Source organism: Gordonia amicalis NBRC 100051 = JCM 11271, assembly GCF_000332995.1.
Classification (GTDB): domain Bacteria; phylum Actinomycetota; class Actinomycetes; order Mycobacteriales; family Mycobacteriaceae; genus Gordonia; species Gordonia amicalis.
In genome coordinates this window covers 56,359-71,742 of the sequence record NZ_BANS01000034.1, presented here as the reverse complement: position 1 = coordinate 71,742, position 15,384 = coordinate 56,359, and the positions used below count along the sequence as shown (strand labels likewise).

At 67.9% G+C, this 15,384-nt stretch carries 14 protein-coding genes; 11 read left to right on the top strand and 3 right to left on the bottom strand.

Annotated elements, in window-relative coordinates; translation table 11 throughout:
- Window positions 1-285: 285 nt before the first annotated feature.
- The 7 genes from GOAMI_RS16670 to GOAMI_RS16640 all read left to right on the top strand — a co-directional run bounded on the left by GOAMI_RS16670 (window position 286) and on the right by GOAMI_RS16640 (window position 8,303).
- Window positions 286-1,209, top strand: a complete 924-nt coding sequence (locus GOAMI_RS16670; protein ID WP_006437732.1) for an alpha/beta fold hydrolase — start codon at window positions 286-288, stop codon at window positions 1,207-1,209.
- A gap of 34 nt (window positions 1,210-1,243) precedes the next feature.
- The gene (gene rraA, locus GOAMI_RS16665; RefSeq protein ID WP_006437731.1) at window positions 1,244-1,732 is read left to right on the top strand and encodes a ribonuclease E activity regulator RraA; all 489 of its coding nucleotides are present in this window, start codon (window positions 1,244-1,246) and stop codon (window positions 1,730-1,732) included.
- A gap of 8 nt (window positions 1,733-1,740) precedes the next feature.
- Window positions 1,741-3,351, top strand: coding sequence for a succinic semialdehyde dehydrogenase (locus tag GOAMI_RS16660; protein WP_255219203.1), 1,611 nt, complete (start codon window positions 1,741-1,743; stop codon window positions 3,349-3,351).
- A gap of 58 nt (window positions 3,352-3,409) precedes the next feature.
- Window positions 3,410-4,630 (top strand): PQQ-dependent sugar dehydrogenase, encoded by a 1,221-nt coding sequence (locus GOAMI_RS16655; RefSeq protein WP_006437729.1) that lies wholly within the window; start codon window positions 3,410-3,412, stop codon window positions 4,628-4,630.
- 18 nt (window positions 4,631-4,648) lie between these two features.
- Window positions 4,649-5,494, top strand: a complete 846-nt coding sequence (locus GOAMI_RS16650) for an alpha/beta fold hydrolase (RefSeq protein ID WP_006437728.1) — start codon at window positions 4,649-4,651, stop codon at window positions 5,492-5,494.
- A 253-nt stretch (window positions 5,495-5,747) separates the two neighbouring features.
- Entirely contained in the window at window positions 5,748-6,845 is a 1,098-nt protein-coding gene (locus GOAMI_RS16645) for a ferredoxin reductase (RefSeq protein ID WP_006437727.1), read from the top strand.
- Window positions 6,846-6,902: 57 nt separating this feature from the next.
- The gene (locus tag GOAMI_RS16640; RefSeq protein ID WP_006437726.1) at window positions 6,903-8,303 is read left to right on the top strand and encodes a fatty acid desaturase family protein; all 1,401 of its coding nucleotides are present in this window, start codon (window positions 6,903-6,905) and stop codon (window positions 8,301-8,303) included.
- Between the two features lie 57 nt (window positions 8,304-8,360).
- Here the strand turns inward: GOAMI_RS16640 and GOAMI_RS16635 are convergent, their stop codons facing one another.
- Both GOAMI_RS16635 and GOAMI_RS16630 read right to left on the bottom strand, forming a co-directional pair.
- Window positions 8,361-9,008: a hypothetical protein gene (locus GOAMI_RS16635; protein ID WP_006437725.1), complete on the bottom strand. Its 648-nt coding sequence runs from the start codon at window positions 9,006-9,008 to the stop codon at window positions 8,361-8,363.
- A gap of 129 nt (window positions 9,009-9,137) precedes the next feature.
- Entirely contained in the window at window positions 9,138-9,830 is a 693-nt protein-coding gene (locus GOAMI_RS16630; RefSeq protein ID WP_006437724.1) for a DUF6474 family protein, read from the bottom strand.
- A gap of 116 nt (window positions 9,831-9,946) precedes the next feature.
- Here GOAMI_RS16630 and GOAMI_RS16625 point away from each other — a divergent pair, with 116 nt between their 5' ends.
- Window positions 9,947-11,587 (top strand): TM0106 family RecB-like putative nuclease, encoded by a 1,641-nt coding sequence (locus GOAMI_RS16625; RefSeq protein ID WP_006437723.1) that lies wholly within the window; start codon window positions 9,947-9,949, stop codon window positions 11,585-11,587.
- A 27-nt stretch (window positions 11,588-11,614) separates the two neighbouring features.
- Here the strand turns inward: GOAMI_RS16625 and GOAMI_RS23570 are convergent, their stop codons facing one another.
- Complete coding sequence (locus GOAMI_RS23570; RefSeq protein ID WP_243828614.1) at window positions 11,615-12,064, bottom strand: hypothetical protein; 450 nt, start codon at window positions 12,062-12,064, stop codon at window positions 11,615-11,617.
- A gap of 852 nt (window positions 12,065-12,916) precedes the next feature.
- Between GOAMI_RS23570 and GOAMI_RS16610 the strand changes: the two genes are divergently transcribed.
- The 3 genes from GOAMI_RS16610 (at window position 12,917) to GOAMI_RS16600 (ending at window position 15,377) form a co-directional block, all read left to right on the top strand.
- The gene (locus GOAMI_RS16610) at window positions 12,917-13,492 is read left to right on the top strand and encodes a helix-turn-helix transcriptional regulator (RefSeq protein WP_006437721.1); all 576 of its coding nucleotides are present in this window, start codon (window positions 12,917-12,919) and stop codon (window positions 13,490-13,492) included.
- 179 nt (window positions 13,493-13,671) lie between these two features.
- On the top strand, window positions 13,672-14,184 hold the full coding sequence (locus tag GOAMI_RS16605) for a hypothetical protein (RefSeq protein WP_006437720.1): 513 nt from the start codon (window positions 13,672-13,674) through the stop codon (window positions 14,182-14,184).
- A gap of 20 nt (window positions 14,185-14,204) precedes the next feature.
- The gene (locus GOAMI_RS16600) at window positions 14,205-15,377 is read left to right on the top strand and encodes an MAB_1171c family putative transporter (RefSeq protein ID WP_006437719.1); all 1,173 of its coding nucleotides are present in this window, start codon (window positions 14,205-14,207) and stop codon (window positions 15,375-15,377) included.
- The last annotated feature ends 7 nt before the right edge of the window (window positions 15,378-15,384 follow it).

Genomic DNA, 15,384 nt, shown 5'->3' with positions numbered 1-15,384 from the left:
AGCCGGTAGTGAGCGGAGGGCTAGCAACCGCGTTGTTGCTGGTTGAGCCGGTAGCGAGCGTAGCGAGCCACCGTGTCGAAACCTGCCTCTGCTGGGTGTGCGGGGTTTCGACGCGACGCCTCGCTTCGCTCGGTGTCGGCTCAACCGGCGGGGAGGGGGCTCGGTGGGTTTCGACGCGACGCCTCGCGTTGCTCGGTGTCGGCTCAACCGGCGTGGGCTGCTGCTGGTTGAGCCGGTAGCGAGCGGAGCGAGCCACCGCGTCGAAACCTCGGGCACACTGGTCAGGTGCACGAGACGACGCCGGACCCCGGCGATGACACAGCTCCGGGGGAGTACGTCACCGTCGGCGGGCACCGCCTGCATGTGCTCGACGAGGGATCGGGACCTCCGTTGCTGTTGATGGCGGCGTTGGGCAGCAACTGGTTCGACCTCGACCCGCTCGTCGCCCGCCTGACGCCGTCGTGGCGGGTGATCCGGTACGACCGGCCGGGCTACGGGTTGTCGAGTCCGGTCGACCGTCGGCACCATCCGACGCTTCTCGGCGAGATCGAGCGGATGGTCGCGGTACTCGATGCCCGTGGGATCGACGAACCCGTTGTCGTGGTGGGCCATTCACTCGCGTCGCTGTACGTGGAGGCGTTCGCCCGGCAGCACCCCGGCCGCACCGCGGCCGTGGTGGTGCTCGACGGCTCGTATGTGCTCTTCCCCTGGCGCTTGGTCCCGTTGTCCTTCCGGGTCGGCAACGCGCACCGGGCGGTCGGAGTGGCGCGGGCGGTGACCAGCCGCGTCGGCATCCGACGATGGCCGAGCCTGCAGGTGTGGAAGCGGGTCGTGCCGGCACCTCCGGAGGGGCTCGGTGAACAGCAACGGAGATGGAGCAAGCGGGTCTTCGGGCAACCGCCGTTCCTGCTCGCGATGCTCGTCGAGAACGCGGCCTTCGGCGCGATGAACAGGACCCTGCGGGGTCTACGCCGCAGCAATCCGATGCCGGACGTACCGGTCGAGGTGGTGGTGGCGTCGTCGACGATCCCCGGATGGCGGCTCTTCTGGGAATGGAAGCAACGGCGCTACGCGGACACTCTTTCGGCAGACGAGATCGTCGTGCTGCCCGGCGCGAAGCACTTCCTGGTCTCCGAACGCCCGGACGACGTCGCGGAGATCATCGACGGTCTGGGTGGAGGGGTTCGAACCGAACCTACCCTCGAGTAACCAGCTACTTGCGGTAACACCTAAACTGGTCGGCATGAGCGAGCTGACCTTCACCCCGACGGCCGATCTCGTGGACGAGATCGGGGCCGATGTCCGTAGTTGCGACACCCAGTTCACGCAGTACGGCGGCAACCGCGAATTCGTCGGACGCGTCACCACGGTTAAGTGTTTCCAGGACAACGCCCTGCTCAAATCCATCCTGAGCGAGTCCAACCCGGGCGGCGTGCTCGTGATCGACGGTGATGCGTCGGTGCACACCGCGCTGGTCGGTGACATCATCGCCGAGCTCGGCCGTTCCAACGGCTGGGTGGGCATCATCGCCAACGGCGCCATCCGCGACGCCAAGACCATCGGCGGGATGGCGATCGGCGTCAAGGCGCTGGGCACCAACCCGCGCAAGTCCACGAAGACCGGCGCCGGCGAGCGGGACGTTCCGCTGACCATCGGCGGCGAGACCTTCAACCCGGGCGACATCGTCTACTCCGACGACGACGGCATCGTGCTGGTCGCCCCCGACAGCTGATCGTCCGGATCTCGACCGAACACCCACCAACCGCCCAGAGCCAGCACTTCACCGAGGAGCCCGACATGCCGAAGCCCACCGCCGATTATTTCGCCCGTCTCGGTGCTCTCGTCGCGATCGACGACGCCGCGAGCCGTCCCACCCGGCCGGTGCTGGAGGCGTTCAGCGGCACCGAGATGGCCACCATCCCGGTCGCGACGGCCGAGGATCTCGAGACCGCGGTCGACCGTGCCCGGCAGGCCCAGCAGGGATGGGCCGCCCGGACCCCGGCCGAGCGTGCCCAGGTCATCGACAAGTTCTCCGCTCTGGTCTATCGCAACGCCGAGGCGCTGATGGACATCGCGCAGGCCGAGACCGGCAAAGCCCGGATCTACGCGCAGGAAGAAGTGCTCGACGTCGCGATCACCGCGCGTCACTACGCGACCAACGGCCCGAAGCTGCTCGCCGATCGCAAGGTCAAGGGCATGCTGCCCGGCGCCACCAGTGTCCGGGTGCGTCATCTGCCCAAGGGGGTCATCGGCGTCATCAGTCCGTGGAACTACCCGCTGACGCTGGCCGTGTCCGATGCGGTCGCGGCCCTCGTCGCCGGCAACGGTGTGGTCATCAAGCCCGACAGCCAGACGCCCTACTGTGCTCTCGCGCTCGCGGAGTTGCTGTACCAGGCGGGTCTTCCGCGTGAGCTGTACGCCGTGGTGCCGGGACCCGGCGGCGTCGTCGGGCAGGCGATCATGGCCTCGACCGACTACGTGATGTTCACCGGCTCGTCGGCGACCGGGGCAACCCTCGCCGAACAGGCAGGCCGGCGACTCATCGGGTTCTCCGCCGAGCTGGGCGGCAAGAACCCCATGGTCGTCACCGCGAACGCCGACATCGCGAACGCCGTGCAGGGAGCTGCACGCGCGGCGTTCTCCAACTCCGGCCAGCTGTGCATCTCCATCGAGCGGATCTACGTCGACAAGCAGATCGCGGACGAGTTCGCTGAGCGGTTCGCCGCATTTGTCTCGATGATGAAGCTCTCGGGCACTTACGATTTCACCGCCGACATGGGCTCGCTCGCATCGGCGGCGCAGATCGACACCGCCGAGGCACACGTGCAGGACGCAGTCGCCAAGGGTGCGAAGGTCCTCGCCGGCGGCAAGCGCCGCCCCGACCTCGGCCCGTTCTTCTTCGAGCCGACGGTGCTCACCGACGTCACCGACGACATGGTCTGCTACGGCAACGAGACCTTCGGGCCGGTCGTCTCGATCTATCCGGTCGACTCGACGGATGAGGCCGTCAAGCTCGCCAACGACACCGAATACGGGCTCAACGCAAGCGTTTTCGCGGGCAGCAGCGCCGAGGCGCAGGCCGTCGCCGAACGACTGCGGGCCGGCACCGTCAACATCAACGAGGGCTACGCCGCCGCCTGGGCGTCGACCGCCGCACCGATGGGTGGCATGGGCATCTCCGGTGTGGGCCGACGCCACGGCGAAGACGGTCTGCTCAAGTACACCGAGGCGCAGACGATCGCCGAGCAGCGGTTCATCGGCATCGACCGCGCCCCGTTGGTGCCCAAGAACATCTACCGGGCGATCACGCCGACGGCGGTCCGCGCGCTGAAGTACCTACCCGGCCGCTAGATCTCGATCTCGCCGTTTCGCCACGACCCGGCACCGGGTCGTGGTTACCGTGACTCCTATGACCCCGATACGTCGTGAACGCAGGACACTCATCCGAACATCGGCCCGCGGGCTCGTGGCGATCACCGCGTCGGCGGCCGCGGTCGCCGGGATGTTCGTCGCCGGCGCTGCGGCCCATGCCGCCGCGCCGCTGCAGGTCACGACTGTCGCCGGCGGACTGACCATACCGTGGGGTGCGGTCGTCGCGCCCGACGGAACGGTGCTCACCGGTGAACGCGCGGGACGATTCGTCGCGGTGCGCCCCGGCGGACAGCGGGTGAACGTCAACGCCGACCTGTCGAAGATCTTCGAGGTCAACGAGGCCGGCCTGATGGGACTCGCCCTCGATCCTCGCTTCTCCGACAACCGGCGCGTCTACTCCTGTCAGGCGGAGTACACGGTGCCGGGCGCGTTCGCCGTGCCCGAACCGCTTGCCGGTGCGCCCATTCCGGCGCCGCAGACGGGCCAGACCACGAGGGTGGTCTCCTGGCGCGTCAGCGCGGACTGGACGCGGATGCTTCGGGAACGGACCCTGCTCAGCGGTATCCCGGTCAACTCCTCGGGCAGTCGTGCCGGTTGTGGCCTGGCCGTGACCGCCGACAGTATCTGGGTCGGTACCGGTGACTCCGGTATCCCGTCGGTAGCGCAGGACCGGAAGTCGCTGGGCGGCAAGGTCTTGCACATCGGCCTCGACGGGAGGCCGGCGCCGGGGAATCCGGATCCGCGAAGCCCGGTGTACAGCCTCGGTCATCGGAACGTGCAGGGCGTCGCGGTCGCTCCGGGCAGCGGTCGGGTCTATGGGATCGAACAGGGCACGAGTCGGGACGACGAGCTGAACCTCATCGTCGCGGGAGGCAACTACGGTTACCGCCCGGACCGCACCCCCCTGATCTACGACGAGTCGGTGCCCATGACCGACGCCGTACGGGTCCCCGGCGCCATCGGTCCGGTGTGGAGTTCGGGCGCGCCGACGATCGCGACCCCGGGCCTCGCGTTCCTGCCGGACAGCGGTTGGGGACCCTACAGCGGCGGGCTGGTGGTGACCGCACTGAAGGGGCAGCGGCTGGTCTTCCTCAAGCTCTCCGAGGACGGACGCCGCGTGGTCTCGAAGACCGAGGCGCTGGAGAATGCCCACGGCCGGTTGCGCGGTGCGGCCGTGGCGCCCGATGGTTCGCTGGTCTTGACCACGAGCGACGGGGACGGGTCGGATCGGATCCTGCGGGTGCGCTGGGCGGGCTGACACGTGCGAACGACGCGGTTGACGACCTTCCAGCGCGGTCCGTACACCTTCGACGTGATCGACGCCGGTCCGCTCGAGGGGGAGCCGATCGTCTTGCTGCACGGCTTCCCGCAGCGTGCCGGTTCGTGGGATCTCGTCGCTCCGCTCCTGCACGGCAGAGGTTTTCGCACTATCGCCCCGGATCAGCGCGGCTACTCGCCGGGGGCTCGACCCACCAGGCGGCGCGACTACATGCAGGCCGAGCTGGTGGCAGACATCGTGGCCATGCTCGACGCCGCGGATGTCGGTGACGCGCACATCGTCGGACATGACTGGGGCGCGGCGGTGGCGTGGACACTCGCGGCTCATCACCCCGATCGAGTGCGAACGCTGACCGCGCTGTCGGTTCCGCATCCGGGGGCGTTCATGCAGGCGATGCCGCGCGGTCAGATTCTTCGTTCCTGGTACATGCTGGTGTTCCAGATCCCGGCCCTGCCCGAGAAGGTACTCGGCCGGCTGATGACCTCGCGGCCGGATTTCGGAGTGCAGATGGGGCTTCCGGAACCATTCGCCTCGCGGGTCGCCGCCGAGATCGCGGAGTACGGCGCGCTGCCCGGAGCGTTGGGTTGGTATCGGGCGATGTTACTGCCGGACAAGCGGTCGGCACCCGCGCGGGTGAAGGTGCCCACGACATACGTCTGGGGCGACCGCGACCCGGCTCTGGGCGGGGCCGGCGCCCGGCTCTGCTCGGGGTGGGTCGATGCGCCGTACGACTTTCTGGTCCTTCCCGGCGCCGACCATTGGCTGCCGGAATCCAGGCCCGACCATGTCGCGGCGGCGATCATGTCCCGGGCGAACACTGCCGCCGTGCGCGACGGGGTATAACCCTCCGTCACTGTTCGCATCCGGAATGTTGCCCAAGTGAACAACCGACATCGCAGCGACCTGCACCTTTGGTGACCGACAATCCAGCACAGACCGGATCCGAGCGACCCGCCCCTTCGGTGATGCCCGACGCCGTATGGTCGGAGCAGACAGCTCGAACGGTGACTCTGCAGCAGCGCGTAGGCACAAGAGACGACCGACGACCCCTTGTGAGGTCTCGTGACACTGATCGATTCCCGACCCACCCCATCCCATGGCTGAACGCGGCGCGACTCCCCGGGTGTCGCCGTGGCGACGAGGGTTTCTCGGCGCAATCCGGCACCTGTTCAATCCCCTGTACCCCGACGACTACCTGGAGCTGATCAACCCGCTCTGGACCACTCGGGAACTCCGCGGCCGGGTCGTCGAGGTACGACCCGAAGGTGCGGACGCGGCCACGGTGTGGATCAAACCGGGCTATGAGTGGCCGGGGCATCAACCGGGACAGTATGTGCGTCTCGGGGTGGTCATCGACGGGGTGTTCCATTGGCGCGCTTACTCGTTGACCTCCGACCCGCATCCGCGCGACGGCCTGATCAGCGTGACGCCGAAGCTGGTCGAGGAGGGAAAGGTCTCGCCCTACCTCGTCCATGGCATCCGGCCGGGTGAGATCGTCCGGCTCGGCGAGATCGAAGGCGTGTTCACACTGCCCGATCCGCTGCCGGAGAAGATGTTGTTCATCAGCGCCGGCAGCGGCATCACCCCGATCATGAGCATGCTGCGCGACCTCGATCATCGCGATCGGGTCGACGACGTGGTGGCCATCCACTCGGCGCACAGTGACGACCAGGTGATGTTCCGGGCCGATCTCGAGTCGATGGACGAACGGCACGACGGGTTCGACCTGACGTTGCGCATCACCGGTCGGGACGGGCGGATCAAAGCCACCGACCTCGACGAACTCTGCCCGGACTGGCGCGAGCGAGAGGCGATGTGTTCGGGTCCGCGAGAGTTGCTCGACAGTCTCGTCGAACACTGGGAAGCCGAAGGCGTCGGGGACCGAATCCACCTCGAACGTTTCCAGCCGATCATCGGTGGGAATGCAGGTGAGGGTGAGGGCGGCACCGTCCGGTTCACCCGCAGTGACACCGAGGTCACCTGTGAGCCGGGTATGCCGATCCTCGTCGCGGGGGAGGAGAACGGTCTGGAGCTGAAGTTCGGCTGCCGGATCGGTATCTGCCACACCTGCACCGGGGTTCTCAAACAGGGGAACATCCGCGATCTGCGCACCGGCGAGGTGAGCTCGCCGGAAGGGCAGAGCATCCGCATCTGTGTGAACACCGCCGAGGGAGACGTCGACGTCGAACTCTGACCAAGGTCAGACCCCAGACGCCAGACCTCTGACCTCTGACCGGGAGGACCGAAGTACATGACAACCACCGATTCCGGACAGCGCGTGACCAGCCCGTTGGCGCACCTCGATCAAGAAACCATCGATCGACTGGCCGAGGAGTTCGACGCCATCCACGACGAGGTCTACAGCGACCTCGGGGACCGCGATCGTCGCTACATCAAGACCGTCATCGCCACCCAGCGGCAACTCGCCGCCCTCGGGCGCATCGTGTTGCTCAACTCGCGCTCGCGGGGCGCCTGGGTCGCGGGTACCGCATGCCTCGGTATGGCCAAGATCCTCGAGAACATGGAGATCGGCCACAACGTGATGCACGGGCAGTGGGATTGGATGAACGACCCCTACATCCACTCGTCGGTGTGGGACTGGGACACCGCGTCCACTGCCGAGGCATGGAAGCACTCCCACAACTACATCCACCACACCTTCACCAACATCCGTGGCAAGGACAAGGATCTCGGCTACGAGATCATGAGGATCGATCCGAACCAGAAGTGGCATCCGGTCTATCTGCTGCAGCCGTTCTACAACGTCCTGCTCACGGCGTTCTTCGAGTGGGGCGTCGCACTGCACGATCTCGATCTCGAGGCGATCCGGCGTGGTGAGAAGCCGATGTCCGAACTGGCCGAGGATCTCAAGGGCATCGCGGGCAAGATGCGCCGCCAGATCGTGAAGGACTACCTCGGCTGGCCGGCGATCAGCGCGGGCGCATTCCTGCTAAGCCAGGCAGCGACGGGCGGCGCCATCCGGCAGCCGTCGACCTCGCGGATCGGCAAAGTGATCCGACGACGAGGTGGCCGGCGGGCGCGTGCGGCCGCGAAATTCGCCGACCAGGTGCTCCCGGGTGCGGAGAGCACATTCCTGCGCACCCTGGCCGCGAACTTCACCGCGAACATCATCCGGAACGTGTGGGCGCACGCGATCATCTTCTGCGGCCACTTCCCGGACCAGACGTACACATTCAGCCAGGAAGAGGTCGAGAACGAGACGCGGGGCGGCTGGTATGTCCGGCAGCTCGTCGGTGCGGTCAACATCGACGGCAGCCCCCTGTTCCACATCATCAGCGGCAACCTCGGCTACCAGGTGGAGCACCACCTGTACCCGGACATGCCGAGTACCCGGTACTCGGAGGTCGCCCCCAAGGTGAAGGACATCTGCGAGCGCTACGGATTGCCTTACAACACAGGACCGTTCGGTCAACAGTGGGGCCAGGTGCACCGGACGATCGCGCGTCTGGCACTTCCCGGTGGCAAACCGCGCCCGAAGCCGGGTCCGTACCACCGGCCGCCGCACTCGAAGGGTGGAGAGCCCGCCGTCAGCGAAGCCGCGCGCTTCCGAGGCCGGCTGCCCGCCGACCATCCCAACGCCGGACCCGAGCACGAGTCGGGTGGCGTGGAGGTCTCGCCGCCGCCGCGGTAGCGGCTTGACTCTGCCGCCGCGGTAGCGGCTTTGACTGTGCCGCCGCCGCGGGGGCGATCAGCGCAGGACGCGGCGCAGGATGACGAACACCAGCATCGCCACGACCGCCGCCAGTCCCGCGTAGGCGGGGGTGAGGTTGGTCGTCGGCGGTTCGGTGGGCGCGCCGGACCGCAACTGCGCGAAAGTGGCCCGGGCAGCATCGGATTCGGCGACGACATCGACCGGCGGGTGCGCCGGGACGGACGTCGGAGGCGGTGTGGAGGTGACCGGCGGAGCAGGAGGCGCGGTCGGGGCGGCGGCAGGCACATCGGCGACGGGGGGTGCCGACCTCGGTGGTGCCTTCTTGGCCGGCGCCTTCTTCGCAGGTGCCTTCTTGGCCGGCGCCTTCTTCGCAGGTGACTTCTTGGCGGGACCGGCACCCGAGGCCTTCTTGGCCGCCGGGGTCTTCTTCGCGGGGGCCTTCTTGGCGGCCTTCTTCGATGGCAGTCTGTCGCCACCGGACTCGGCTGCGGCTCGCTCCGGCGCCGCCTTCTTGGCCGGCGTCTTCTTGGGTGCGGGCTTCTTCGGGGGCGCCTTCTCGGCCGGGGCCGGTGACGATTCGGCAGCCCCGGAGTCGGCCTCCGGGGGAGTCATGGGAAACAGGGTCGGCTCGTCGTTGTTCGCGTCGCCGTCGGACGGCGTGACGTTCGGCTCCTGCTCGGTCATACGGCGCTCCCTTGCGTGTGTCCTCCGAGCGTACGCACAAGGAAGATCCCCCACGCGACGCGTGGAACCCATCCTAGTGGGTGCGCACCCGCCTCCGGCGAGGGTCGAAGGCCACCGCCTCGGCCAGCGTCAGGAACGAACGCCCAACCGCGCGAGGATGTCGGCGTCAATGGCAACCAGTTCGCCGTCGATGGACTGGTGGGCCGTCCGGCGCTGTGCGGCGGACATGGTCTCGGCGGTGGCGACCGCGATGTCGAGGTTGTCGAGGCGCTGGGTCATCGCGGCGACGAAGTCCTTGGCATCGGCGCTGGTGTCCTGCGCGACGACCTTCTCCAGCGCGGTCCGTGTCGTCGCGATCCGCGCGGACAGCGCCGCGCCGTGGCCGCTGAACTGACGCAACACTTCTGGCGAAACGCCTGCGCGGCCGGCCTGCAGCGCCGAGATCTGCGCACGACCGGCGACCGCGGCGCGGTAGGCGATGGGGACCGCGATGGGGGCCACGAGGCGCGCGACCGTGAGGTAGCGCTTGACGCTGGCCGGGCTGAGGATCTTGGCGTCCGCGGCCGCCTTGGCCTCGGCACTCACCTTCTTGGTCTCGGCCTTGACCACCTTCTCCTGAGCCTTCGCCAACTGCCGGGCGGTCTTGCGTTCGGCCTTGAGGTCCTTCTGGAGGTACTTGTGCTCGGTCTTGCGACGAGCTTTCTGTTCCTTCCGCCGGTGCTTGGCGTCGAACTTCGCCTCGATCTTGGCTTTTGCCTTGAGAGCCTTGGCCTCTGCGCGGCGTTGAGCCCGCGACCTACCGTCGGAGGAGAACAAACCCATCGAATGACCTTTCGCTGCTGCCGAGTGGACCGCTGCGGGCGTGGTAACAAGTACAAGCATGACACGTGGTCCGGTGGGGCCACGCGTCCGACCGCTCGAGCCGAGAAAGGGATGGCGTGGCCTCTGTGGTGTTGTCGCCGCGCGATCTCGCGGGTTGCGAGCACCGGGTCGCCCTCGACTTCGGTCACGAGGGGCGTCCCGGCTCCGAACCCGACCCGCCCGGCGTGCAGCGACGCAAGGAGGCCGCGGCCGATCATCGGGCCGCGGTTCGCGAACTCCTCCGCGGCATCCACAGTGATCAGCCCGGCGCGTTCGTGGTGATCGACGCGGAGTCCAGGGCGGCGGAGCGGGTCGCGGCCACCCTGAAGGCGTGCGACGCGAACGTCGCGTGGATCTGGAATGCGGCGCTGCCCACCGACATCGAACACGGGCGACGCGGTCATGCCGAACTCCTGGTGAGAGTGGGCGACGGCTATGTCCCCGTCATCGTCGTCAACCACCGGATCACCCAGCCCCTGAAGTCCGCCCCCGACCCGGGCCGTCCGCCGTCGCTGGTCACCAGCCCGTTGTGGGGGTGGGCGCCCACGCCCGACCCGTACCGCACCGCACGGCCCAACCGTCGCGACAACCTGCGCCTCGCCCAGCTGACCGCGATGCTGGTCGAGATCGGTCGCGCCCCGTCGTCGCAGACCGGCGACCTGCGCGGTGGCGTGATCGGCGTCGACGCCGACTGCATCGTCGTGCACGACACCGGTGGCATGCTCGACGATTACACCGAGGTCCTGGACCGGCGTCGGGCCGTCGCCGCGCAGCAGGTGCCGACCGAACCACGACGCGTCGCCGAGTGCCGCTCGTGCCCCTGGTGGGTGAAGTGCGGTCCGGAACTCGAGGCCCGCCGCGACGTCTCGCTCGTCGCCACGGGTAATCAGGGGACCGCACTCGTCGAGGCGGGCATCACCACGATCGACCAGCTCGCCGCACAACGCGGGGCCCCGCCGGAGAACTGGCCGGGCAGTGCACGTTTCGACGATGCGGTGATCGGTGCGATCGCCTGGCTGACCGGAACCGAACTCGTCCGGCGCCGCGACACCCCGCGGGTGCATCGCGCCGACATCGAGGTCGACGTCGACATGGAGAGCTTCGGCGAACACGGCGCCTACCTGTGGGGCACGCTGCGTACCGACACCACGGCGCCCGACGAACCGGTGGTCTACCGGCCGTTCGTCACCTGGGACCCGCTGCCCACGCGCGACGAGGCGAGGTCGTTCGCGGAGTTCTGGGCGTGGCTGACCGCCGAACGGATGGCCGCCCGCGAGACCGGGAAGACGTTCGCGGCGTACTGCTACTCACAGCAGGCCGAGAATCGCTGGCTGCTGGGTTCGGCCGACCGATTCGCCGGCAAACCCGGCATCCCGACCCGGCGGGAGGTGGAGGCGTTCATCGCATCCGAGGAGTGGGTCGACATCTACGAGGCGGTCGGCGACAACTTCATCTGTCCCCGCGGAAAAGGGTTGAAGCGCGTCGCTCCCGTTGCCGGATTCGCCTGGCGCGACGACGACGCCAGCGGTGAGGCGTCGATGGAGTGGTATCGCGCCGCGGTCGCGCTCGGCGGCGGACGTCCCGACGTCGGTCAGCGGCAGCGGCTGCTCGAGTACAACGAGGACGACGTCCGGGCCACGAAGGTGCTCCGCGAGTGGATCTCCGGACGTGCCGTCGACGAGATCCCGCACGAGCGGGACCTGCTCGCCCGGTACTGAGATCTCGGAACCGAGGACCGGGCGGCGTCAGGAGCGCAGTGACCGCAGCGAGTCCAGGAACGATCCGCTGCCGAACAGCGCGACCGCCCCGAGCAGCAACAATCCACCGGGGGCGACACCGATCAGGAACTTCTTCACGCCGGTCAGGACGGTGTCGGGCGATGCGCCGGGCAGGGCCTGAGGACCGGACGGACCCTGCGGGCTCGCCATGAGGACGGTTGACTCGTCGGCGGCAGAAGCGTCGGAAGCGCCGGATTCGGCGCGGGACTCCGCTGCGGACCCGCCGGTTGCGGGCGCACCAGGCGCCGGGGGAGGTCCCGGAACCGAGGCGGCAGGTGCGGTCGGCGCGGGTGATCCGCTGGGCGCGGGAACGGTCGGGACCTGAGCGGGGGCGGGAAGGTTCCCCTCGCCGGAGCGCGGAGGGTTCGACACGACCGGCGGCAGGGTCGGGGCCGGCACGTTCGGCCGACCGGTCACCGGCGGAAACGGTACCCAGACCCCGGTTGTGGAGGTCTCGGTCTCCGCGCTGGTCGTCGACGAGGTCTCGGTTGAGGTGCTCGGGTCGGTTGAGGTGCTCGGGCTGGTGGAGGTGCTCGGGTCGGTTGAGGTGTTCGGGCTGGTGGAGGTGCCGGTTCCCGAAGGGGTCGGTCCGTGCCGTGGTGGCCGTGCCCATGCCCGTCACCGTGATGCCAGGAACCTCCGGGTCCCCGATTGCCGGACGGCGACGAGTCGGCGTCACCATCCGCTGCGTCATCAACCGCGTCGGCGGTGTTGTCGGTGTCATCGGTGGTGTCGGTGCCGAAGCCGCCCGCGCCGGTACTCCCGGATCCGACCGAGTCCTGGCCCGCCGAGTCCTGGCCCGCCGAGTCCGATCCCGCCGAGTCCGATTCGGTGCCTCCCGACCCGACCGGGCTGGTCGACGCGACGCCGGGCGCAAGCGCGACGAGCGCGATCACCGCGATGGCGGCGAGCAGGGATGCGAGGGAGCGGCGCCGTCGGCGGTCGCGCCGGGGCGTCGGCAGGCGATGGGTCATCGTGGTCGCCCGGGCGTACAGTCGGTGGAGAAGTTCGCGGGTGTGACAGCCGGCGTCAATGGGTCATGTGGACCGCAGCGAGGACAAACATTCATCTGCCGTGAGCGTGTCGGCAACGTGTGACCCCCAAGAATGTGAAGAACGACACACTAACGTTCGTTACATCATCACCACAGGTGATACGCATCGTCGGCGGCGTTCCGGTACCTTCTGACCGTACCGGTCATTGCGATGGCCGTGTACAGCGGGCTTTAATGTTTGCAAATTCAAGTTTTGCGTCTCGGAGAAGATGGTCATGACTGCAGGAGGGGCGGAGAAGCCTATGGGCGACACCGGACGCACCGACTCCGATCGTTCGAGAACGAAGGAATCGGATGCACTCGATCCGGGGCTGTTCGCCCGGCGACTCGAGGAGCTGTTTCGGACCGTTCCCGGTCCGAACGGGAGGGCATACAGTGCCAAGGCGATCGCGGCGAGGTCGACGGAGCGGGGATTCCGTCTCGGCGAGTCGTATCTGAGTCAGCTGCGATCGGGGAAAGCGAAGTCCCCGTCGTTCCGAACCGTCGAGGGAATCGCGGCCGCATTCGGTGTCGACGTGCATTACTTCCTCGAGGATCGGGCCGCGCAGCGCACTCGCGACGAGATCGATCTCATGCGGCTGCAGGCGGACACCAACGTTCAGTTGGCGGCATTCCGTCTGGCGGGGCTCTCGAGCGATTCGGTCACCGTGGTGAACGAACTGATCAAGGTCCTGCGCGAGCAGCAGGGTCTGCCGAAGGATCCGCCGGACGTCATCGCGGCAGGGCTCAGCGACGAGAAGCCGTCGGCCGACTCGCGTCTGCGGGTGGTGGGAGACTCGGGCGAGGACTGAGCGTCTGGAGGATCCGCATATCCGGGTTCTCACCGATCACGAGTGTCACTGACGATCACGGGCCGTTGGGGTGTCGGCCTGGAGAGTTCGGACGCCGTGTGAACTGGGAAAACGAAGAGGCCCTTGGTTTCGTGGACACGAATCGCCTCGTTGTGCGAGCTCATGGTTCGATTGACGGCATGCGTCGATCAGAACGCGCATTGCGGGCGCTGTGTCGCACCTCGTTGAAGGGGCTCGATCTCGATCTCCCTCTCGACGTCACACAGCTGTGTGATCGGTACGGCGAGCGTCGGGGACGTCCGATTCGCCTGGTCGCCCACCCTCTGCCGACCGGGGTTCCCAACGGCATCTGGCTGGCCGCGGCCGACGCGGACTACTTCTTCCATCAGGCGAACACGTCCAGACTCCACCGGGACCAGATCGTCATCCACGAGTTCGGTCATCTCATCGCCGGCCATCAGATCCTCGGCGAGGTGTCGGCCGAAGGTCTGGCAGTGCTCACCCGCGACGAGTCCGCCGCAGCGCTCCGTCGTACCTGCTACTCGGACGATCGCGAGTGGGAAGCGGAGATGCTCGCGTCGATGAACCTGGCGTGGGCAGAGGAAGCCGGCACCGGCGTCGGCAGCACGGCGGCACACGATGAACTACGCGGACTTCAGCGACTCCTGGGCGGTCACCGCGGGTGGTTGTGATCAGTGCGGGTGAAAGCGCAGTGACGTTCACTGCCTTCTCCCAGAACATCGACGTCGGCGTCGGGGTGGTCAACGCGATCGCCGCGACCGTTTTCGCCTTCGCCTTCTGCTGGCGCCTGGATCAGATCCGGCGTGCCGGCTGGGGGCTCCAGCCGCTCGCGATGATGGTGGCGGTCGCCTCGCTGACGCTGGCGTTCGTCGTCGTCGACGAGTCGGTGTCGGTCGCTCTCGACGACAACGGCTTCCCGGGTCTGTCGCGGGTGGCGTTCTACGCACTTCTGGCGATCGGGGTGGCGGCACTCGTCGTCGTGTTCTTCTTCCCGGATCGCGTGAGCCGCGAGCGCCGCGCCGGGTGGGAGGCCCTGCCCCTCGTCGCTTCACTCGTCGGGCTACAGGTCACGATGCTGGTCATCCCGGTCGAGATCCGTACCGCGACCATCAGTGAGTGGACGGTGCAGAACTGGGGTTTCGCCCTCTTCATACTGATCGCCAGCGTATATCTCACCTACGGATTCGCCGCGTGCGTCAACAGCGTCCGCAAGTTCTACGCCACGGCCGACGGCTATCTGCGTGTCTCACTGGGTCTGCTGATCGGCGGGCTGGGACTCCTGGCGCTCAGCGCCGTGGGACAGATCGTGTTCGTCATCGTGTCGGCGACCGACGTGGTGCGCTCACCGTGGCTGGTGACGACCAACCGTGTCGTCGCGATCCTGGGAATCGTCGTCTTCCTCGCCGGGATCAGCTACCCCATGGTCTACGCGCGGGTGCAGACCTTCCTCGCGAACCGGCGTCGCCGACGACTCGACATCGAACTCCTGCCCCTGTGGCGCCTGGTCACCGACGCGGTACCCGAAGTCGTCCTTCCTGATCCCGGCACGCTGTCGCCGACGACGCGACTGCACCGGCGGGTCGTCGAGACCCGAGACGCGCTGACCCAGATCAGCCCGCACCTGTCGGTGGCGTTCGACTACGCGGAGGTCGGGGTCCAGGCCAGGATGCTGCGCGCGGCCGTCGACGGGATGACGTCGTCCGCGGCCGCAGAAAAAACCAGCGGCGCGGTCCGCGACCTCGTCCCCGCCGACGGCGAGGGTCTGGAAGCGGATGCCGCACCGCTGATCAGGTTGTCCACTGCGCTTGGGCTCCCGGAGGCCACCCACGTTCCCGCAGGTGGTCACCCGGAGCCAGCCGCCTAGTGCAACG

Coding starts and splice junctions, on each gene's coding strand:
- rraA (WP_006437731.1), top strand. CDS start 1,244: ATGAGCGAGCTGACCTTCACCCCGACGGCCGATCTCGTGGACGAGATC.
- GOAMI_RS16630 (WP_006437724.1), bottom strand. CDS start 9,830: ATGGGTTTGTTCTCCTCCGACGGTAGGTCGCGGGCTCAACGCCGCGCA.
- GOAMI_RS16605 (WP_006437720.1), top strand. CDS start 13,672: ATGCGTCGATCAGAACGCGCATTGCGGGCGCTGTGTCGCACCTCGTTG.
- GOAMI_RS16640 (WP_006437726.1), top strand. CDS start 6,903: ATGACAACCACCGATTCCGGACAGCGCGTGACCAGCCCGTTGGCGCAC.
- GOAMI_RS16655 (WP_006437729.1), top strand. CDS start 3,410: ATGACCCCGATACGTCGTGAACGCAGGACACTCATCCGAACATCGGCC.
- GOAMI_RS16610 (WP_006437721.1), top strand. CDS start 12,917: ATGACTGCAGGAGGGGCGGAGAAGCCTATGGGCGACACCGGACGCACC.
- GOAMI_RS16645 (WP_006437727.1), top strand. CDS start 5,748: ATGGCTGAACGCGGCGCGACTCCCCGGGTGTCGCCGTGGCGACGAGGG.
- GOAMI_RS16635 (WP_006437725.1), bottom strand. CDS start 9,008: ATGACCGAGCAGGAGCCGAACGTCACGCCGTCCGACGGCGACGCGAAC.